We start from the raw sequence: 19,395 nt of genomic DNA, 5'->3' as shown, positions 1-19,395 counted from the left end.
CTGTGAGTCGAAGACCATACAGTTCAGTGACGAGGAATGAGAGTCGAAATGCCCTCAACGCAGGAAAAGGTTGACGTCGTCTTGATCGGCGGCGGCATCATGAGCGCCACCCTGGGTGCGATGCTCACCGAGCTTCAGCCCGAGTGGGACATCCGGGTCTACGAGAAGCTCGACTACGTCGCCGAAGAGAGCTCCGACCCGTGGAACAACGCCGGCACCGGACACGCCGCCCTCTGCGAACTCAACTACACCCCCGAGGACGCCGACGGTCACATCGACCTGAAGAAGGCCTCGCAGATCAACGAGCAGTTCCATCACTCCCGTCAGTACTGGTCGCACCTCGTCGACAACGGCGTCCTGCCGGACCCGAAGTCGTTTATCAACCAGGTCCCGCACATCAGCTACGGCCGGGGTGAGAAGGGACGCGACTACATCAAGAACCGTCGCGAGCAGATGGTCCGCAACCCGCTGTTCGCCGAGATGGAGTTCACCGACGACCCCGCCACCCAGGCCGAGTGGCTGCCGCTGATGTTCGAAGGCCGCGGCCCCGGCCAGGTCAACGGCATCTCCCGGACCAAGCTCGGCACCGATGTCGACTTCGGCTCGCTGTCGCGTCAGCTGCTCAGCTACGTCGCCGACAAGGGCGCCACGGTCCGCACCAACCACCAGGTCACCGACCTCGACCGCGCCTCCGACGGCTGGACGGTCACCGTCAAGGACCAGCTGTCCCATGAAACCCATCGGATCGGTGCGAAGTTCGTCTTCGTCGGCGCCGGCGGCGGTGCCCTGCCGCTGCTGCAGAAGTCCGGCATCCCCGAGGGCCGCGGCTACGGCGGATTCCCCGTCTCCGGCATCTTCCTGCGCACCTCGAACCCCGACCTCGTCGCCCGCCATCAGGCCAAGGTCTACGGCCAGGCCTCCTTCGGCGCCCCGGCGATGTCCGTGCCGCACCTCGACACCCGCGTCGTCGACGGCAAGGACTACCTGCTCTTCGGCCCCTACGCCGGCTTCTCCCCGAAGTTCCTCAAGGGCGGCCGCTTCACCGACCTGCCGTTCTCCGTGCGCGGAAACAACCTGGCGACGATGCTCAATGTCGCCAAGGACAACACCGACCTCGTCACCTACCTGGTCAGCGAGCTGGCCGCCTCGAAGAAGGCCCGCTTCGAGTCGATGCACGAGTTCATCCCGAACATCGACCCGAGCGACTGGGAATTCATCCAGGCCGGTCAGCGCGTGCAGGTGATGAAGAAGGACGAGAAGAAGGGCGGAGTCCTCGGCTTCGGCACCGAGCTCGTCTCCTCGGCCGACGGTTCGATCGCGGCCCTGCTCGGCGCCTCACCGGGTGCCTCGACGGCCGTGGCGATCATGCTCAACCTGCTCAAGACCTGCTTCCCCCGCCAGTACGCGGACTGGGAGCCCTCGCTCAAGGACATGGTCCCCTCGCTCGGCCACAGCCTCGCCGATGACGAGACCCTGCTCAAGGAACTCTCCGAGTACACCGCCCGGACCCTGCAGCTCATCTGAGCCGCTGCCGCCGCGGCGTTACCGCTTGCCAGAAGGCCCTGCGACCTGAACCAGTTCGGGACGCAGGGCCTTCTGGCAAGCGGTTGTCGCTCTCACCGCCGGTGGCGCAGAGCTCTCAGAGCTCGACCTGACGGTTGACGTCCTTGTACAGCAGATAGCGGAAGCGGCCGGGTCCGCCGGCGTAGCAGGCCTGCGGGCAGAAGGCGCGCATCGAGATGAAGTCGCCCTCCTGGACCTCGACCCAGTCGCCGTTGAGCCGGTAGACGGCCTTGCCTTCGAGGACGTAGAGGCCGTGCTCCATCTCATGCGTCTCGGCGAACGGGATGACCGCGCCGGGTTCGAAGGTCACGATGTTGACATGCATGTCGTAGGCGAGGTTGTCCGGATCGAGCGGACGGGTGGTCCGCCACCGGTTGTCGGTGCCCGGCATGGCCGCGGGCTCGACATCGGATTCGTTGCCGAACTTCGCCTCGGGGGTCAGCCCGGCCACCTCCTGGTAGCGCTTGCGCACCCAGTGGAAGCGGGCCGCCTCGGTGCCGGTGGACTTCGCACTCCACGTCGACCCGGCGGGCAGGAACGCGTACCCGCCCGGACTCAGCTCGTGGGCCTGTCCCTCATGGGTGACGGTGAGCTGCCCGGCCATGAGGAAGATGAAGCCTTCGACCTCGGGCTGCGGTTCGGGTGAGTCCGAGCCGCCGCCGGGGGCGACCTCGAGGATCGTCTGCGAGAAGGTCACCGCTCCCCCGGCCACGGGCTTGCTCAGCACCCACGACCGGGTGCCCGTCCACTCGGGCAGGTTCGAGGTGACGATGTCGCGCATGACTCCGCGCGGGATGACCGTGTAGGCCTCGGTGACGATCGCACGGTCGGTGAGCAGGTCCGACTGCGGCGGATGCCCGCCGGTGGGTGCGAAGTAGGTGTACGGGTCGGTCGTCGTCATGGGTGGGGTCTCCTTCTCGGTCATGCGGTTCAGTTCAGTGATCCCGTCCGGGCGAGCCGATCGAGCTCGCCGAGGCTGAGGTTCGTGCGGGTGGTGAGGAATTCCTCGGTGTGCGCCCCGCAGGCCAGGCCGCGCGAGAGATAGCGGGCCATGGCCTTGGCGGTGGCCGGTTCGTCGAGGACCGCGGAGTCCTCCCCGAAGACGTAGCTGCGCAGTCGTCCGGCCGCCTTCGCCCCGCCCTCGCGGTAGAAGCTGAAGGTCGCAAGGAACCTCGTCGGCAGCTGGTTGGGGTGCATGTCCCAGCCCTGGTAGATGCCGCGCCGCAGGTGACGGCGGACGAGTCCGGCGTGGAGGCTCCAGGCGTGCTGGATCTCCTCGGGTTCGCCCACCGGCAGGATGTTCGTCGAGCCGTCGGAGAGGTGGACGCCGGTGCCGGCCACGGCGAGCATCATCTGGTTCTTCGCGAAGTCCGCGACCGGGTGGTCCATCGCCTGGTAGGCGGCGGCCACACCCATCGAGGCCGAATAGTCGTAGGTGCCGTAGTGCAGGGAGGTCACTCGCCCCTCCCCCGCGTGCAGGGCCGTGGCCACCGGGACGGTGCCGTCGGCGCCGAGGATGAGCTGCGGGGTCTCGACCTGGACCTCGAAGCGGATCGTGCCCTCGCCGAGGTGGTGCTCGGCTTCGAGGGATCGGCAGGCGAGCACCATGGCCCGCACCTGGTCGACGGTGCTGACCTTCGGCAGGGTGAGGACGAGCTGAGACGGCCAGGAGCCGTGGGCGGCGAGCACCTCGGAGATGAAGAGATCGAGGGTCCGCAGACCCCGTGCCCGGGTCTCCTCTTCCATGCACTTGAAGCGGATGCCGAAGAACGCGGGCGCCGCCGGCTCGGACAGACCGGCGATCGCATCGCGGGCGGCCTGCTTCACCCACCGGTCCTCGCTCTCATCGGACTGGCGACCGAAGCCGTCCTCGAAGTCGAGACGGAGATCCTCGATGGGTTCGCTGCGCAGCTTCTCGGTGACCGCCTCGGCGAGCATTTCGGCCTCGCGGGCGATCTGGTGGAGACTGGGCACGATCGACCCGGAGACGGCCCCGGCCTCCTTGCGGGCGGCGATGATGACGCGCTCGGCGAGTTGGACCATGCCGCCGTTGGACTCCACGGCGTCGAGTGCCTGACGACCCCAGTCCCGGGGCAGAGTGGGGCTGGTGTCATGACCGGGCACATAGACGGTGTGCACGGGCTGGCGGGCATCCCGCTCCCCCGGGTAGCTGGTGCGCAGCAGCGCATCGGTCTCCGACAGGAGCGAGTCGATCTCGGCCAAGGTTCTCTGTTCCACTGTCACTTCCACTTTCTCTGCACGGGCTGCGAGTCTCCGGCGTCATCGCACGGCCTGTGCTCATTGTCTCTCATTCCATCCCGGACGCCACTCACCTCGATACGGCGGCGACCGCCTCGGCGACCTTCTTCGCGACCTCGGGGTCGAAGACCGAGGGGATGACGTAGCCGGGGTGGAGCTCCTCTTCCGGGATGCAGGAGGCGATCGCCTCGGCGGCGGCGACCATGATGTTCTCATCGACATCGGTGGCTTCGGCGTCGAGGAGGCCGCGGAAGATGCCGGGGAAGGCGAGGACGTTGTTGATCTGGTTCGGGTAGTCGCTGCGCCCGGTGGCGACGACGGCCGCGTACTTCAGCGCCTCGGCGGGGTCGACCTCCGGGTCCGGGTTGGCCATCGCGAAGACGAGCGCGCCTGAGTTCATCGCCTTGATGTCATCGCCGTCGAGTACATTGGGAGCCGAGACGCCGATGAATGCGTCCGCGCCGACCACGGCTTCCTTGAGCGTGCCTTCGAACCCTTCCGGATTCGTGTTGGCCTGCAGCCACTTCTTGTGCTCGGTGTCGACTTTCGAGTTCGGGCCGATGGCCCCGTCGCGACCGCAGGCGATGATGTTCTCTGCCCCCGCGACCTGGAGGAGGCGGATGATCGCATTGCCGGCCGCGCCGACTCCGGAGACGACGATCCGCAGATCCTCGATCTTCTTCCCGACGACCTTGAGCGCGTTCGTCAGGGCCGCGAGGGTGACGATTCCGGTGCCGTGCTGGTCATCGTGGAAGACCGGGATGTCGAGCTCATCGCGCAGCCGGGCCTCGATCTCGAAGCAGCGCGGGGCGGAGATGTCCTCGAGGTTGATGCCGCCGTAGGCCGGGGCGATGGCCTTGCAGATGGAGATGATCTCCTCGGTGTCCTTCGTGTCCAGAGCGACCGGCCAGGCGTCGACCCCGGCGAACTGCTTGAACAGCACGGCCTTGCCCTCCATCACCGGCATCGCGGCTTCGGGGCCGATGTCACCGAGGCCCAGGACCGCGGTCCCGTCCGTGACCACGGCGACGGTGTTGCGTTTGATGGTCAGGCGCCTGGCATCGGCCTTGTTCTCCGCAATCGCCTTGCACACGCGGGCCACGCCCGGGGTGTAGGCGCGGGACAGGTCGTCGCGGTTGCGCAGGGGCACCTTGGGGGCGGATTCGAGCTTGCCGCCGAGGTGGAGCAGGAAGGTCCGGTCGGAGGACTTGCGGACCTCGACGCCGGGGAGCTTGCCGAGCGCGGCCGCGACCTCCTCGGCGTGGGCGGTGTCGCGGGTGTCGGCGCTGACATCGATGATGACGGTGTGCGGAGTCGATTCGACGACGTCGAGGGCGATGACCGCGGCGCCCGTGGCCGCTGCAGCGGCGACGAGATCGGACGTCGCTGCCTGGCCGACCGCTGTCGCCACGCGAAGGGTGATGGAGTAGCCGGGACTGGGAGCAGCCATGGTTGATATCCTCTCTGATATGCATTTTCCGTACTATGGATACTAACTTCTGTATTGTGGAATATCCAACTGAGTGTGGAAAGTTTCTTCCATTTCGGGATTAGACTGGCCGATAGTTTCGCTGCAGCCGCTGGGCTCAGCGAGGCGGACCTTCGCCCCGGCACTCAGAGTCGAGTCGGCGACGACCGTCACAGATCGAGGAAGAGGAACTCCGATGACAAGCAACGACACGGCAACTCCCGCGATTCGTCAGACCAAGGGCGGAGTCCAGTCCGTCGAGCGCGCCTTCGGACTGCTCGACTGCATCGCGAACTCCTCGGGCTCGGCGACGCTGAGTCACATCGCCGCCGATGTGAATCTACCGCTGCCGACGATCCACCGCCTGCTCAACACCTTGGTCAACCTCGGCGTGGTCCGGCAGCTGCCCAACCGCGGCTATGCGCTCGGGCCCGGGCTGGTCCGCCTCGGCAATCTCGCCGGGGAACAGCTCGGTGCGATCGCCCGCCCCTATCTGCGCACGCTCGTCGAGGAGCTCGGCGAGTCCGCGAACGTCGCGACCCTCGACGGCGACATGGTCGTCTACGTCGATCAGGTCGCCTCCCAGCGGCAGATGCGCATGTTCACCGAGGTGGGCCGGCGGACCCATATGCACGACACCGGGGTCGGCAAGGCCATCCTCGCCGGCCTCGAGGCCGAGCAGGTCCGCCACATCGTGGCCACTGCGGGGATGCCGACGCCCACGGAACACAGCATCGGCACCCTGGAGGCGCTCGAGGCCGAGCTCGAGCGCATCCGCGAGCGCGGCTACTCGATCGACGAGCAGGAGCAGGAGCTGGGGGTGCGCTGCTTCGCCATGTCCATCCCCGATGCTCCCGCTCCTCTGGCGATCTCGGTCTCCGGCCCGATCAGCCGCGTCGATCAGGCCTTCGCCGACCGCGCCATCCCGCTCCTGCGCTCGGCCGCGCAGCGCATCTCCGAGGACATGCGCCGCGGGGCCTGAGCTGCTTCGCGGGGACTGAGCTGCTTCAGGAATCGCCGCCGGCGGTGCCGGAGGTGCCTGCGTTGACGTCGTCGAGACGGTACTTCTTCGCGGCCTCGACCGGCACGCTGCGAGCGATCTCACCGCGGTCGGCGAGCAGCTGCAGGGTCCGCACGACCATCGAGTGGGCATCGATCTTGAAGTGACGGCGCGCGGCCGCCCGCGTGTCGGAGAAGCCGAAGCCGTCGGCTCCCAGGGTCGCGAAGTCCTGCTTGAGGAAGGGCCGGATGAGGTCCGGCTGCGTGGAGTCGAAGTCGCTCGTGGCCACGATCGGCCCCGCTTCCGACCCCAGTCGCTGTCGCACATACGGGGTGCGCGGCTCGGCTTCGAAGTTCTCGAGCTTCTCCGCTTCGCAGGCGAGTCCGTCGCGGCGCAGCTGGGACCACGAGGTCACCGACCACACGGCGGCATCGACGCCCCAGTCCTGGGCGAGCAGTCCGCGGGCCTCGAGGGCCCAGGGGACGGCGACGCCGGAGGCGAGCAGCTGAGCCTTCGGACCGTCCCCGGCCCCCGCCTCGGCGACGCGGTGGATTCCTTTGAGGATCCCCTCGACGTCGACGTCCTCGGGCTCGGCCGGCTGGAGCATCGGCTCGTTGTACACGGTGAGGTAGTACATGACGTTGCGGGCGTCCTCGCCGAGGTCGTGCTCGCCGTACATCCGGTGCAGGCCGTCGCGGACGATGTGCCCGATCTCGTAGCCGTAGGCCGGATCATAGCTCACGACCGCGGGGTTGGTGGCCGCGAGCACCGGTGAGTGTCCGTCGGCGTGCTGGAGGCCTTCGCCCGTCAGCGTGGTCCGACCAGCCGTGGCGCCGATGATGAACCCGCGGGTCATCTGGTCACCGGCCGCCCAGAAGGCGTCGCCGGTGCGCTGGAAGCCGAACATCGAGTAGAACACGTAGATCGGGATCATCGGCTCGCCGTGCGTGGAGTATGCGGTGCCGGCGGCCGTGAACCCGGCCGCTGCCCCGGCCTCGTTGATGCCGACGTGGAGCAGCTGGCCCGATGTCGCCTCCTTGTAGGAGAGGAAGAGCTCACGGTCCACGGCGAGGTAGTTCTGCCCGTTCGGGTTGTAGATCTTCGCGGTCGGGAAGAACGCGTCGATGCCGAAGGTCCGGGCCTCATCGGGGATGATGGGCACGATCCGGTTGCCGATGCCCTTCTCCCGCATGAGGTCCTTGAGCAGGCGGACGAAGGCCATGGTCGTCGCGGCCTGCTGCTGCCCCGAGCCCTTCTTCGTCTGCGCGAAGGCCTTGTCGGACACCTCGGGCAGGGTCTTCTTGGAATGCTCAGGTTTGCGTGCCGGGAGGAAGCCGCCGAGTTCCCGGCGGCGTTCGAGCATGTACTCGATCTCCTCGGCGTCGGTGCCCGGATGGTAGTACGGCACGGCGTAGGGGTCCTCGTCGATGACCTTGTCGGTGATCGGGATGTCCATCCGGTCGCGGAAGGCCTTGACGTCGGCGGCGGTGAACTTCTTCATCTGGTGGGTGGCGTTGCGCGATTCGAAGCTCGTGCCCAGGCCGTAGCCTTTGACGGTCTGGACGAGGACGACGGTGGGCTTGCCGTTCGTGTTCACCGCGTGACGGTAGGCGGCGTAGACCTTGTGATAGTCGTGGCCGCCGCGCTTGAGGTTCCAGATGTCGTCGTCGGAGAGGTGTTCGACGAGGCCTTTGGTCGTCGGGGAGCGGCCGAAGAAGTTGTCGCGGATGAAACCGCCGGATTCGGCCTTGAAGGTCTGGTAGTCCCCGTCGAGGGTCTCGTTCATGATCCGCACGAGCTCGCCGGTGTGGTCGTTGTCGAGCAGGGAATCCCACTCGCGGCCCCACAGGACCTTGATGACGTTCCAGCCGGCGCCGGTGAAGGCGGCTTCGAGCTCCTGGACGATCTTGCCGTTGCCGCGGACCGGGCCGTCGAGGCGCTGCAGGTTGCAGTTGACGACGAAGGTGAGGTTGTCGAGTCCCTCATTGGCCGCGAGCTGGAGCGCCCCGCGCGATTCGGGTTCGTCCATCTCGCCGTCGCCGAGGAAGGCCCACACCCGCTGGTCGGAGGTGTCCTTGATGCCGCGGTTGTGCAGGTAGCGGTTCATCTGCGCCTGGTAGATCGCGTTGATCGGGCCGAGGCCCATCGACACGGTCGGGAACTGCCAGAACTCGGGCATCAGGCGCGGATGCGGGTAGGAGCTGAGTCCATGCGGAGACTTCGAGGCCTCCTGGCGGAAGCCGTCGAGGTCGGCCTCGCTCAAGCGCCCCTCGAGGAAGGCGCGGGCGTACATGCCCGGGGAGGCGTGGCCCTGGAAGAAGACCTGGTCGCCGCCGCCGGGGTGGTCCTGGCCGCGGAAGAAGTTGTTGAACCCGATCTCGTAGAGGGTTGCGGCACCCGCATAGGTCGAGATGTGACCGCCCACGGAGATCTCGGGTCGCTGGGCGCGATGGACGAGCATCGCGGCGTTCCAGCGCAGCCATTTGCGGTACTTGCGCTCGAGGCGCTCATCGCCTGGATACTCGGGTTCCTGGTCGGCCGGGATAGTGTTGACGTAGTCGGTCGTCGTCACCTTCGGCTGGGCCACCGAGTTCGAGGCCGCGCGCAGCCGCAGGGCCTCCATGATCTCGCCGGCGCGCAGGGTGCCGCGCTCGGCCACGAGTCCCTCCCAGGACTCGAGCCATTCGTCGACTTCCTGTTCGGGCGTTTCACTCGGGATCGCCGAGGATGTGGTCTGGGTCATCGGGGTTTCCTTCTCACGGGGTTCCGGGCTCCCGGGGAGGTGCCCCGAGAGCCCGGAGATGGAACTTCTCTGATCAGCAGAAGCCGGCGATCTGCGCCCAGGCCTCCTTGTTCTCCTCCACGCCGTCGCGGGTGAATGTGGCTTCGATCAGCCCGTAGGGCCGATCAGCGACGATGAACACTTCGTTCGGGTTCTCCAGCCCGAAGCGTTCGATGTCGTAGAGGAAGTGGTGTTTGTTCGGGCAGGAGAAGCGTATCTCGTCGATCTCCGGAACAGCCTCGATGACCTTCTCACCCATCTGGTAGAGGGTGTGCTGGAGGGCATGCGAGTAGTGATCGGTGAACGAGTCGAGGATGATTTCCTTGACACGCGTGTAGACGGCCTCGAAGTCGAGGTCCGTGGTGTTGTAGATCCAGCGGGTGGCGATGTCGGTGGCGAGGATCCTGTCGTCGGTCTCCGGCAGGGTGGTGTACTTGTCCTTCGGGTAGCCGACGAAGCCCGATTCGGTGGTCTTGAGCACCGTGAGTCCGTAGAAGCCGGAGATCAGCGTGTTCGTCTCACCGTCGCGGGTGAGCACCGCGGTGCGGGTCTCCGGGGCGGCCTTGTAGAAGGAGTGGTTGTGATCGTTGATCCGGTCCCAGCCGTATTCTTCGGCCGCCCAGCGTCCGCCGGTGACCCAGTCGAAGCTCGAGGTGAAGTGCTCGGCCAGGCCGAGGAGGAACTGCTCGGGTGAGCTCACTCCGAGTTCCTTGGCCTTGGCGAAGACCGTGTTCTTCTGGGTGTCGGTGGCCACGACGTGTTCGTTGTCGCCCTTGGTGTGGGCGGTCTCGAAGTCGCCCCACAGCTGGGAGGTGACGTTGAGATCGCGGATCTCGTGGCGTTCGGAGTCCCGGTAGACCCGCATCAGCCGGTTCTCGGCCTTGCCGTACTGGTTCGTCGTCAGTTTCACTGTGCTCATGTTCGTGCTCCTATAGCTCTGTCGGCGCTCGCATCTGCTCGTCTCCGAGGGCGCGCGCCGTGACCAATCAATCTGCGAGGCCCCTGCTGGGCTTCGGCGGTTTGTTGAGGATCCAGATCCTGCAGGGGGCCTGCTTCCCCTGGTGTCTATAGGTGGTGCGGTTCTTCAGCTGCCGCGGTAGGTGCTGTAGGCGAATGGACTGAGCAGCAGCGGAATGTGGTAGTGCGCTTCACCGGCTTTGACCGTGAAGTCGATCGTGACCGCGGGATGGAAGTGATCCTGCCCCTGGGCCGCGAAGTAGTCGCCGGTAGAGAATACGATCCGATAGTCTCCGGCCTCGAGGTGCTCCGGTCCGAATTCCGAGACACGACCGTTGTCGTCAGTGCGCGCCGAGGCGATGATCTCGTCTCCGTCGAAGAGGCTGACCTCGAGGTCCCGGGCGGGCGTGCCGAGGGTCGAATCGAGTGCGTGGGCGGAGATGAAGCTCATGTGAGTGCTCCTTCGAGTCTCAGGGCGGCGATCTGGATGAGCTGCTCGCCGACCTCGGCGAGCTCGGCGTCGTCGGTGTTGTCCATGCGGCGTTCGAGTTCGGCCAGGATCTCCTCGGGGTCGCGCCCGGCGGCGCGGATGAGGAAGACCCGGTCGAAGCGCTCTTCGTAGGCGGCGTTGCCGGCGGCCAGACGGGACTGCACGTCGGTGCCGAGCTGCCCCAGACCCGCCTGTTCACGGCTCGAATGGGCCGCCTCGGCGGAATCGCCTGCGGCCTTCTCCCCGATCCGCGGGTGATGGGCCAGCGCGGCATCGATCTCCTCCGGCGTCAGCGGGTTCGCGGCGCTGCGGGCGGCGGCGAGCGCGGAGTCGACGTCCGGATACGGACGGGCGGCGCTCACCTCGGCGATCCACCGATCGACGTCGAGGCAGGGGCGCAGTGCTGCGCGGGCCTCGTCCTCGGGCAATCGGTTGAACTCGTCCAGGTCCACGGTGACCTCCTCGATGGGCTTTCGCATTTCGGAATACCATTTCCGTTCGATTGATCCGAGTCTGCTGTCCGGCCGCGCGGATGTCAAGTTGCAGGGGTCGCCAATTGGAAACATTCTTCCGCATCATGGATACTGATGGGGGACGGAGCCGCCGGCGGCCGTCCGCCCCGTGGGCACCCGGCCACCGCGATCACGACAATGAGGTTGAATGAGGCCATGAGCATCGACGCTTCGACACAGACCCCGACCATCGTCTGCGCGCCCGATTCCTTCAAGGGCTCGGCCTCCGCACCTGCGGCCGCCGCGGCTCTGGCCCGCGGTGCCCGCCAGGTCTTCCCGGCCGCGACAGTCACCGAACTGCCCTTCGCCGACGGCGGGGAGGGCACCCTCGACGCCCTGCTCGCCGTGTGGGCAACGCCGCCGCGCACCGTCGAGGTTGTCGACGCCCTGGGCAGAACCGCCTCGGCGAGCTTCGGGGTCTCCGCCGACGGGCGGACCGCGGTCATCGAGGCCGCCCAGGCCAACGGGCTGCCACAGGTCTCCGATGTCGCCCTTGAGCCCCTGCGCGCCGACACCTACGGGGTCGGACTCATCGCCCGCGCCGTCCTCGACCTCGGCGTCGAGGAGATCCTCCTGTGCATCGGCGGCTCGGCGAGCACCGACGGCGGAACCGGCATCGTCTCGGCCCTCGGCGCGCGCTTCACCGACGCGAACGGCGAACCCATCGCGCCCGGCGGCGGCGGGCTGGCGGCACTGGCCGCGGTCGATGACTCCGGTCTCGATCCGCGCGCCCGGCAGGTCCGGTGGCGCATCGCCGTCGACGTCGACAATCCGCTCACCGGCCCGCGCGGTGCCGCCGCGGTCTTCGGCCCGCAGAAGGGGGCCGACCCCGCCGATGTGGAGACCCTCGACACCGGGTTGGGCCACCTCGCCGAGGTGCTCGCGGGCTCCCGGGAGCTGGCGGAATCGCTGGCAGCGACCCCCGGATTCGGGGCGGCGGGAGGCATCCCCCTGGCCCTGACGACGCTGCTCGGCGCCGAGGTGGTGCCCGGATCGACGATGGTCGCCGAGGCGGTCGGCCTGTCCGAGGCCCTCGAATCGGCCGACATCGTGCTCACTGGGGAGGGGTCCCTCGACTCGCAGTCCCTGGGCGGGAAGGTCGTCGCTGCCGTGCGGGACCATGCTCCCGCCCGGGCCTCGATCATCGTCATCGCCGGACGCGTGGGGCTGGGTCCCGCCGAATGCCGGGCCGCCGGGATCACCGCGGCCCTGTCCATCGCCGACGGGCCGGCCGACCTGAGCGAGCTCTCCGAGCGAGCCGGCGAGCTCATCGAATCCACGGCCGCCCAGGCCTGCGCGCTCCTCGCGGCGGGCACGGGCGTGGGCGCAGGCACGGGCGTGGGCGCAGGCACGGGCGTGGGCGCGAGCCGCAACTGACCACCAATAGGAACGAACACCGACGGAAGGAAACAGCATGACGACACAGCTGAGCGCAGGAGATCAGGCACCGGACTTCTCCCTCGCCGATGCGAACGGCACGACCTATTCGAAGGCGGACTTCGCCGGGCAGAAGGTGATCCTCTACTTCTACCCGAAGGCGGCCACACCCGGATGCACGACCGAAGCGTGCGACTTCCGGGACAATCTGTCCTCGCTGGCCGCGGCCGGGTTCCAGGTCCTCGGGGTCTCCCCCGATGACGCCGAGGCGCTCAAGGCCTTCGCGGCCGACGAGTCGCTGACCTTCCCTCTGCTCTCGGATCCCGGCGCAGAACTCGCGAAGGCCTACGGCAGCTTCGGCGAGAAGACCATCGGCGACCGGACCTTCGAGGGCACTCTGCGTTCGACCTTCGTCATCGACGAGGAGGGAGTGCTCACTTCCGCCGAATACAACGTCGACGCCGAAGGCCACGTCGCCCGCCTGCGCAAGAGCCTCGGCGCCTGACCCCACCCACCCCACTGCTACCTGACGGCGGCCCAGCAACGTGGCGCCACGTTGCTGGGCCGCCGTCAGGTAGCAGTGGGGAGGTCTCAGCGCTGTCGGAGCCGGGCCGCGACCGTGTTGAGGATATGGTCGAATGGCGCGGACTGGAACAATTGGCCGAATGTCAGCCGGATGACTCGGTATCCCCGTGACTCCAGAGCCGACTCCCGAGCCTTCTCCTTCGCAAGCTTCCCACGGGCGTCATCGTCCATGAAGTACTTTTCGATCCCATCCACCTCGACGATCACCTTGGCATCGACATTGCAGAAGTCCACGCGTGCGAAGATCCGACCGCTCTCATCGAAGAACTCCACCTGAGGCTCGAATCCCTCGATTCCATGTTCGAAGAAGCGAACCGCTGCGATCGACTCGGGGGCCGACTCCCGCCGACCGTCGGACAAGGCGAGCGCTTGACGTACCGCACCGTCGCCGCGTACCGCCGGATAGCGATCAAGTTGATCGGCAATATGACTTCTCGATGTGAGTCCGTCCCGGATCGCCTGATCGATGAGTGCCACGGAGAGGGCCAACTCGTAGTCTCTGGCCACGTCGACCAGCGTCCTCTCGAGAGTGGTCGCAGAATACATGCCGATCACGGTGGTCTGGTCTCTCGGAAGCTCTCTGTTGCGAACGTGGAGATACCTGTACTTCCGACTGACGTTCGGTCGCAGCGCCTCGACGCGTGCGGTGGCGGAATACGCCGGATCCAGCCCGTGGATCAGCGCTGCCGAGATGTGCGAGAACACCTCTCTGCCCTTTGTCACGCGGTTCCGCCTCGATGCGGCATTCACCTTCTCCGCCCGCGCCCGGATCAGCAATCTCAGCCGGTCCATCTCGTCGCGCATGTTTCCTCGCGATGCCAGGGCCTCGAATTCTTCTTCTGACAGCGCGCTCCAGATCGCCCGATGACGCGGATCATCGCAGACGGAGGTGGCCACATAACGCCCACGGGCGATGCGCGAGAGACAGCACCGCTGAGCTCGCCGGATTTCATCTTTGGTGAAACCCAGCCGGTGAAGTTTGCCGGTCGACAGAAACAGATGCATAGACACTAAATTGCATCATCTGGCAACAAATCGCAATATACTACATGAGACTGTGGATAACCCTGAGCACAAACTCCCCCACTGCTACCTGACGGCGGCCCAGCAACGTGGCGCCACGTTGCTGGGCCGCCGTCAGGTAGCAGTGAGAGGACTTTTAAGGGTCAGCGGGCGGTCAGGAGACGGCCCTGCGGCTGGTCGAAGTCGACGGGGGCGCCGCGCAGCAGGGTCGACGTCACTCGTCCGCGCACGGTCCGGGTGTCGTAGGCGCTGACCTGGTTGCGGTGGTAGAGCTCGGTGGCCGCGACCGTCCACTCCTCGTCCGGGGAGAACACGGCGAAATCGGCGTCGTTGCCCACGGCGATCGTGCCTTTGCCCTCCACTCGGGCCACGGCGGCCGGTGCCGCGGACATCCAGCGGACCACCTCGGCGAGGTCGACCCCGCGCTTCGCGGCCTCGGTCCACACGAGCGAGAGCCCCAGCTGCAGGGACGAGATCCCGCCCCACGCAGCCCCGAAGTCACCGGTGTCGAGCAGTTTGAGCTCGGCGGTCGAGGGCGAATGGTCGGAGACGATGCAGTCGATCGTGCCGTCGATGAGCCCCTGCCACAGCGCCTCCCGATTCGACTCCTCGCGGATCGGCGGGCAGCACTTGTGCGTCGTCGCCCCGTCGGGGATCTCCTCGGCGGTGAAGACGAGGTAGTGCGGGCAGGTCTCCACGGTGAGCCTGACGCCTTCGGCCTTGGCAGTGGCGATCTGCGGCAGCGCATCGGCCGAGGAGAGGTGGAGGATGTGCGCCCTGGCTCCGGTCTCCCGGGCGGCGTCGATGACGCGGGCGATCGCCACGTTCTCGGCCTCGCGGGGCCGTGAGGCAAGGAAGTCGCTGAATTTGGGGCCCGAGAACGACGGCGCCTCGGCCATCACCTCGTGGTCTTCGGCGTGGACGATGAGCATCCCGTCGAAGGAGGCGATCTCGCCCATGTCGGCCTTCATCTCGGCGGGCTCGAGCGGTGGGAACTCCTCGACGCCCGAGTCCTCGAGGAAGCATTTGAAGCCGTAGACTCCGGCGTCGAAGAGCGGGCGCAGGTCGGCGGTGTTGCCCGGGATCGCCCCACCCCAGAAGCCGACGTCGACGAAGGCCTTGGGACCGGCGACCTCGCGCTTGATCTGCAGCGAATCGACGTTGACGGTCGGCGGCAGGGAGTTCAGGGGCATGTCGACGATCGTCGTCACTCCGCCGGCGGCTGCGGCGCGGGTGGCGCTGGCGAAGCCCTCCCATTCGCTGCGGCCGGGATCGTTGACGTGGACATGGGAATCGACGAGTCCGGGCAGCAGCACCTGCGACTCGTCGATCTCGATGACCTCGGCACTCGCCGAGGCGGTCCCGCTCAGTCGGTCTTCACCGGTGGCGATCTGGGCGATCGCGCCGTCGCGGACGCCGATTTCGGCCGCGCTCACGCCTGCGGGCAGGGCGGCCCGCCGGGCGCGGATGATCAGGTCGAAGCTGTCGTCATTGCTCATGCATCCTCCTCGTTGATCCGACCGCCGTGGTCGGATGGAACGGCCCCGAGGGAGCCTGTGCGACTCCCCCGGGGCCATGGTATACCAATATGTGCGCCGTGTGTCGGCCGACGCGGTCTCTACTTCGCGGCGACGAGTTCGCTCATCGGCGTCAGCGCCGTGGGCGCATCGGCCGGGGTCTGGGCGAGCACGTCGAACTCGTTGATCTTATCGAGCGAGGCACCCATCGAGATGTTCGTGACCCGTTCGAGGATGACCTCGACGACGACGGGGACCTGGTGTTCGTCCATGAGCTCCTTGGCCACCCGCAGCCCTTCGCCGATGAGTTCGGGGTCCTCGACCCGCAGCGCCTTGCAGCCGAGTCCCTGCGCCACGGCGACGTGGTCGACTCCGTAGCCGGCAGCGCTGCCGGTGGAGTTGATGTTCTCGAACGCCAGGGACACCTGATAGTCCATGTCGAAGCCGCGCTGCGACTGCCTGATCAGGCCGAGGTAGGAGTTGTTGACAACCACATGGACGTACGGGATCCTGTGCTGGGCACCGACGGCGAGCTCTTCGATCATGAACTGGAAGTCGTAGTCTCCGGACAGGGCCACGACGGTTTCGTTCGGCTTCGCCTTCGCCACGCCCAGCGCGGCCGGTCCCGTCCACCCCAGAGGCCCGGCCTGACCGGCGTTGATCCAGTGGCGGGGCTTGTAGACGTGGAGCATCTGGGCTCCGGCGATCTGGCTCAGCCCGATCGTCGACACATAGGTCACGTCCTCGTCGAAGGCGGCGTTCATCTCCTGATAGACACGCTGCGGCTTGATCGGCATCTCCGTGTAGTTCGTCTTCCGATGCTCGGTCGACTTGCGCGCCGTGCACTCCCCCGCCCACTCGGAGAAGTCCGGCAGGCTCGCGCCGCCGCTGCGAGAACGCGCCGCGGCGAGCAGGGCGTCGAGGGCGGCTCCGGCATCGGAGACGACGCCGTAGTCCGGGGAGAAGACGCGTCCGATCTGGGTGGGTTCGATGTCGATGTGGACGAACTTCCGCCCCGCCCGATACACCGAGAGGTCGCCGGTGTGGCGGTTGGCCCAGCGGTTGCCGATGCCGATGACCAGGTCGGATTCGAGGAAGGAGGCGTTGCCGTAGCGCACGTGGGTCTGGATTCCGACCATGCCCGCCTGCAGGGGGTGGTTGTCCGGGATCGTCCCCCAGCCCATGAGCGTCGGCGAGACCGGGATGGAGGTCGCCTCGGCGAACTCGACGAGCCGCTCGGCGGCATCGGCGTTGAGGATTCCGCCGCCGGCAATGATGAGCGGATGCTTCGCCTCGGCGATGAGGTCGAGGACCTTCTCCGCCTGCGCCGAGGTGGCCGCCGGCTTCGACGGCAGCAGCGGTTCGTAGGTGGCGATGTCGAAATCGATCTCCGTCTGCTGGACGTCGATCGGCAGGTCGATGAGCACCGGACCGGGGCGGGCCGAGCGCATGAGCTGGAAGGCGGACTGGAAGACCCCGGGCACCTGTCCGGCCTCGAGGACGGTCTTGGCCATCTTCGTCACCGGAGCGGCGATCGAGGCGATGTCCACGGCCTGGAAGTCCTCCTTGTCCAGGACCGCAACGGGCGCCTGGCCGGTGATGCAGAGGATCGGCTGGGAGTCCGCGGCCGCGGCGTAGAGGCCGGTGATCATGTCGGTGCCGGCCGGTCCCGAGGTGCCGAGGCACACGCCGATGTTCCCGGCGGCCGCCCGGGTGAAGCCGTCGGCCATGTGGGAGGCGCCCTCGACGTGCCGGGCCAGGGTGTGGCGGATGCCGCCGTGGGCCTTCATCGCCGAGTACAGCGGGTTGATGGCCGCGCCCGGCAGGCCGAACGTCTCCGTGGCACCTTCCTTCTCGAGGATGAGCACCACCGCGTCAACTGCGCGCATTCGTGTCATTGTTCTGTCCTTTGCGTTGGTGAGCCGGCGACGACGTTGTCGCCGGCTCGGTTCGTGGTGGGGCCTACTGCTTGCCGGAGAGCTGCTCGACGACGGTGAAGAGACCAGAATGGTCGAGTCCCCCGTTGCCCTGCTGGACGGTCGCGGCGACGAGTTGGGCCACCGATGAGCCGAGCGGGATCGCGACGCCGGCCTCGCGGGCGGCGGCGGTGACGATGCCCATGTCCTTGTGGTGCAGGGCCAGTCGGAAGCCGGGTTCGAAGGACCGGTCGAGCATCTTCTGCCCCTTCTGCTCGAGGACCTTCGATCCGGCCAGTCCTCCGCCGAGGACCTGCAGTGCCGAGGTGGTCTCGACCCCGTAGGCCTCGAGGAAGACGACGGCTTCGGCCAGCAGGCCGATGTTGCCGGCGACGATGAGCTGGTTCGCGGCCTTGACGGTCTGGCCGGAGCCCGAGGGACCGACGAGGACGATGGTCTTGCCGACGGCGTCGAAGACCTCGGCAGCGGCGTCGAAGTCGGCCTGGTCTCCGCCGACCATGATCGAGAGCACTCCGTCGACGGCTCCGGGTTCGCCGCCGGAGACCGGGGCATCGAGTGCCTTGAGCCCCTTGGCCTTGGCCTGCTCGGCGAGGCCTTTGGCCACATCGGGGCGGATCGTCGAGAAGTCGATCCAGGTGGCTCCCGCCGCAGCGTGGGCGAGGATGCCGTCCTCACGGGTGAGCACGTCTTCGACGTCGGGCGAATCGGGGACCATGGTGATGATGACCTCGGCACCGTCGACCGCCTCGGCGATGGTTCCGGCGGCCTGGCCGCCCGCCTCGGCGAGGGCCTGGGCCTTCTCCGGGCTGCGGTTGAAGCCGCGGACGTCGAAGCCGGCGCTCACGAGGTTCTTGGCCATCGGCAGGCCCATGATTCCGAGTCCGATGAATGCGATTGTCTTGCTCATGTTCGTGTCCTCACTGCTGTGTCTGGAAAGAGGGGTCTCAGTTCGCGAGCCACTCGAAGGCGGTCTCGCGGTCCTGCTTGTATTCGAGGGCGATGGCCCCGGTGTAGCCGAGCTCGTAGGAGCGGTTGATCCAATCCTGCAGGGGCAGCTCGCCCGTGCCCGGCGCACCGCGGCCGGCGGCGTCAGCGATCTGGATGTGGCCGAACTTCGCCGCATCGGTTTCGATGACCGCAGCGACGTCGTCGCCGTTGATCGACATATGGAAGAAGTCGGCGAGCACGGCGATGTTGTCGACCCCGCGGGCCCGCACCCGGTCGACCACCTCGGCGGCGTCGGCGGCCCGCTTGAGCGGGTAGGCCTCGGCCCCGGAGACGGGTTCGACGAGGACGGTGCCGCCGATTGCGGCAACCGCGTTCGCGGCGAGCTCGAGGTTGGCCGCGGCGATCCGGTCCTGCTCCTCGGGATCTGCGCCGTCGACCCGCAGGCCGTAGAGGGCGTTGAAGGCGCGGCAGCCGGTGCGGCGCCCGATCTCGACGACGATCTCGACGTTCGCGGCGAAGTCGGCCTCGGCACCGGGGATCGAGACCATGCCGCGATCGCCGCCGGCCATGTTCCCGGCCCAGAAGTTCAGGCCCTTGAGTTCGACTCCGGCGGACTCGAGGGAGGCGATGAACCCATCGACCTCCGCCGAGGTGGGGCGCGGGTTGCCGTCGAAGGGCCACCAGAACTCGACCTGGCCGAACCCGGCGTCCTTGGCCGCCTGGGCACGCTCCATGACGGGCAGTTCGGTGAGCAGGGTTGAGCAGTTGAGGACGTAGCTGTCGGCATCGGTGAAAGCGAATGTCGCCATGGTGTTCTCCTTCGCGTCTCTGCGAGTACGGACTTCCACTGTTTTCGTATCGTGGAAGTTCATTTCCGTTTGATGAAATCAAGCATAGGCAGGGTCGCGGCCGGGAGTCAACCTGCTCAGAAGAATTTCCCCACTGCTACCTGACGGCGGCCCAGCACCCTCGCGCGA

The 19,395-nt window shown here is 67.2% G+C and carries 16 protein-coding genes; 4 read left to right on the top strand and 12 right to left on the bottom strand.

Features of this window, described 5'->3' with window-relative positions; genetic code table 11:
- Positions 1 to 48: 48 nt before the first annotated feature.
- Entirely contained in the window at positions 49 to 1,524 is a 1,476-nt protein-coding gene (locus tag CV023_RS15280; RefSeq protein ID WP_230747290.1) for a malate:quinone oxidoreductase, read from the top strand.
- Between the two features lie 115 nt (positions 1,525 to 1,639).
- On the opposite strand, the gene CV023_RS15275 is transcribed toward CV023_RS15280, so the two are convergent.
- The 3 genes from CV023_RS15275 to CV023_RS15265 all read right to left on the bottom strand — a co-directional run bounded on the left by CV023_RS15275 (position 1,640) and on the right by CV023_RS15265 (position 5,272).
- The gene (locus tag CV023_RS15275) at positions 1,640 to 2,464 is read right to left on the bottom strand and encodes a bifunctional allantoicase/(S)-ureidoglycine aminohydrolase (protein WP_230747289.1); all 825 of its coding nucleotides are present in this window, start codon (positions 2,462 to 2,464) and stop codon (positions 1,640 to 1,642) included.
- A 29-nt stretch (positions 2,465 to 2,493) separates the two neighbouring features.
- A complete protein-coding gene (locus CV023_RS15270; RefSeq protein ID WP_230747739.1) occupies positions 2,494 to 3,801 on the bottom strand; it encodes a DUF6986 family protein in 1,308 nt (435 codons plus the stop codon).
- 91 nt (positions 3,802 to 3,892) lie between these two features.
- Positions 3,893 to 5,272, bottom strand: a complete 1,380-nt coding sequence (locus CV023_RS15265; RefSeq protein ID WP_230747287.1) for an NAD-dependent malic enzyme — start codon at positions 5,270 to 5,272, stop codon at positions 3,893 to 3,895.
- A 214-nt stretch (positions 5,273 to 5,486) separates the two neighbouring features.
- Between CV023_RS15265 and CV023_RS15260 the strand changes: the two genes are divergently transcribed.
- Positions 5,487 to 6,272, top strand: coding sequence for an IclR family transcriptional regulator (locus CV023_RS15260; protein ID WP_230747285.1), 786 nt, complete (start codon positions 5,487 to 5,489; stop codon positions 6,270 to 6,272).
- A 25-nt stretch (positions 6,273 to 6,297) separates the two neighbouring features.
- Here CV023_RS15260 and aceE read toward each other — a convergent pair whose 3' ends face one another.
- The 4 genes from aceE to uraD all read right to left on the bottom strand — a co-directional run bounded on the left by aceE (position 6,298) and on the right by uraD (position 10,998).
- A complete protein-coding gene (gene aceE, locus CV023_RS15255) occupies positions 6,298 to 9,033 on the bottom strand; it encodes a pyruvate dehydrogenase (acetyl-transferring), homodimeric type (protein ID WP_230747283.1) in 2,736 nt (911 codons plus the stop codon).
- 73 nt (positions 9,034 to 9,106) lie between these two features.
- Positions 9,107 to 9,991 carry a factor-independent urate hydroxylase gene (pucL, locus tag CV023_RS15250; protein WP_230747274.1) on the bottom strand — a complete coding sequence of 295 codons (885 nt, stop codon included), beginning with the start codon at positions 9,989 to 9,991 and terminating at the stop codon, positions 9,107 to 9,109.
- A gap of 165 nt (positions 9,992 to 10,156) precedes the next feature.
- Complete coding sequence (gene uraH / locus CV023_RS15245; RefSeq protein ID WP_230747272.1) at positions 10,157 to 10,480, bottom strand: hydroxyisourate hydrolase; 324 nt, start codon at positions 10,478 to 10,480, stop codon at positions 10,157 to 10,159.
- On the bottom strand, positions 10,477 to 10,998 hold the full coding sequence (gene uraD, locus CV023_RS15240; protein WP_230747268.1) for a 2-oxo-4-hydroxy-4-carboxy-5-ureidoimidazoline decarboxylase: 522 nt from the start codon (positions 10,996 to 10,998) through the stop codon (positions 10,477 to 10,479). Before uraD ends, uraH begins: the two co-directional genes overlap by 4 nt.
- Positions 10,999 to 11,187: 189 nt before the next feature.
- Here uraD and CV023_RS15235 point away from each other — a divergent pair, with 189 nt between their 5' ends.
- Positions 11,188 to 12,408, top strand: a complete 1,221-nt coding sequence (locus tag CV023_RS15235) for a glycerate kinase (RefSeq protein ID WP_230747255.1) — start codon at positions 11,188 to 11,190, stop codon at positions 12,406 to 12,408.
- Positions 12,409 to 12,445: 37 nt separating this feature from the next.
- On the top strand, positions 12,446 to 12,913 hold the full coding sequence (gene bcp, locus CV023_RS15230) for a thioredoxin-dependent thiol peroxidase (RefSeq protein WP_230747253.1): 468 nt from the start codon (positions 12,446 to 12,448) through the stop codon (positions 12,911 to 12,913).
- 86 nt (positions 12,914 to 12,999) lie between these two features.
- On the opposite strand, the gene CV023_RS15225 is transcribed toward bcp, so the two are convergent.
- From CV023_RS15225 to CV023_RS15205, 5 genes are all read right to left on the bottom strand, one after another.
- Positions 13,000 to 13,716 carry a DUF559 domain-containing protein gene (locus CV023_RS15225; RefSeq protein WP_230747251.1) on the bottom strand — a complete coding sequence of 239 codons (717 nt, stop codon included), beginning with the start codon at positions 13,714 to 13,716 and terminating at the stop codon, positions 13,000 to 13,002.
- Between the two features lie 443 nt (positions 13,717 to 14,159).
- Positions 14,160 to 15,515 carry an allantoinase AllB gene (allB, locus tag CV023_RS15220; protein WP_230747249.1) on the bottom strand — a complete coding sequence of 452 codons (1,356 nt, stop codon included), beginning with the start codon at positions 15,513 to 15,515 and terminating at the stop codon, positions 14,160 to 14,162.
- A gap of 119 nt (positions 15,516 to 15,634) precedes the next feature.
- On the bottom strand, positions 15,635 to 17,431 hold the full coding sequence (gene gcl, locus CV023_RS15215) for a glyoxylate carboligase (protein ID WP_230747248.1): 1,797 nt from the start codon (positions 17,429 to 17,431) through the stop codon (positions 15,635 to 15,637).
- Positions 17,432 to 17,495: 64 nt separating this feature from the next.
- Entirely contained in the window at positions 17,496 to 18,377 is an 882-nt protein-coding gene (locus tag CV023_RS15210; protein WP_230747246.1) for a 2-hydroxy-3-oxopropionate reductase, read from the bottom strand.
- 37 nt (positions 18,378 to 18,414) lie between these two features.
- Positions 18,415 to 19,227: a hydroxypyruvate isomerase family protein gene (locus tag CV023_RS15205; protein WP_230747244.1), complete on the bottom strand. Its 813-nt coding sequence runs from the start codon at positions 19,225 to 19,227 to the stop codon at positions 18,415 to 18,417.
- Positions 19,228 to 19,395: the final 168 nt, after the last annotated feature.

The organism is Brevibacterium sp. CCUG 69071, from assembly GCF_021023135.1.
GTDB lineage: Bacteria > Actinomycetota > Actinomycetes > Actinomycetales > Brevibacteriaceae > Brevibacterium.
Note: the sequence above shows the minus strand (reverse complement) of the source record. Positions and strands in the feature narration are given on the sequence as shown.

Excerpts from the sequence above, each read along its gene's own strand:
- CV023_RS15280 (WP_230747290.1), top strand. The coding sequence starts at position 49 with ATGCCCTCAACGCAGGAAAAGGTTGACGTCGTCTTGATCGGCGGCGGC.
- CV023_RS15275 (WP_230747289.1), bottom strand. The coding sequence starts at position 2,464 with ATGACGACGACCGACCCGTACACCTACTTCGCACCCACCGGCGGGCAT.
- CV023_RS15265 (WP_230747287.1), bottom strand. The coding sequence starts at position 5,272 with ATGGCTGCTCCCAGTCCCGGCTACTCCATCACCCTTCGCGTGGCGACA.
- CV023_RS15260 (WP_230747285.1), top strand. The coding sequence starts at position 5,487 with ATGACAAGCAACGACACGGCAACTCCCGCGATTCGTCAGACCAAGGGC.
- aceE (WP_230747283.1), bottom strand. The coding sequence starts at position 9,033 with ATGACCCAGACCACATCCTCGGCGATCCCGAGTGAAACGCCCGAACAG.
- pucL (WP_230747274.1), bottom strand. The coding sequence starts at position 9,991 with ATGAGCACAGTGAAACTGACGACGAACCAGTACGGCAAGGCCGAGAAC.
- uraH (WP_230747272.1), bottom strand. The coding sequence starts at position 10,480 with ATGAGCTTCATCTCCGCCCACGCACTCGATTCGACCCTCGGCACGCCC.
- uraD (WP_230747268.1), bottom strand. The coding sequence starts at position 10,998 with ATGCGAAAGCCCATCGAGGAGGTCACCGTGGACCTGGACGAGTTCAAC.
- CV023_RS15235 (WP_230747255.1), top strand. The coding sequence starts at position 11,188 with ATGAGCATCGACGCTTCGACACAGACCCCGACCATCGTCTGCGCGCCC.
- bcp (WP_230747253.1), top strand. The coding sequence starts at position 12,446 with ATGACGACACAGCTGAGCGCAGGAGATCAGGCACCGGACTTCTCCCTC.
- allB (WP_230747249.1), bottom strand. The coding sequence starts at position 15,515 with ATGAGCAATGACGACAGCTTCGACCTGATCATCCGCGCCCGGCGGGCC.
- gcl (WP_230747248.1), bottom strand. The coding sequence starts at position 17,431 with ATGACACGAATGCGCGCAGTTGACGCGGTGGTGCTCATCCTCGAGAAG.
- CV023_RS15210 (WP_230747246.1), bottom strand. The coding sequence starts at position 18,377 with ATGAGCAAGACAATCGCATTCATCGGACTCGGAATCATGGGCCTGCCG.
- CV023_RS15205 (WP_230747244.1), bottom strand. The coding sequence starts at position 19,227 with ATGGCGACATTCGCTTTCACCGATGCCGACAGCTACGTCCTCAACTGC.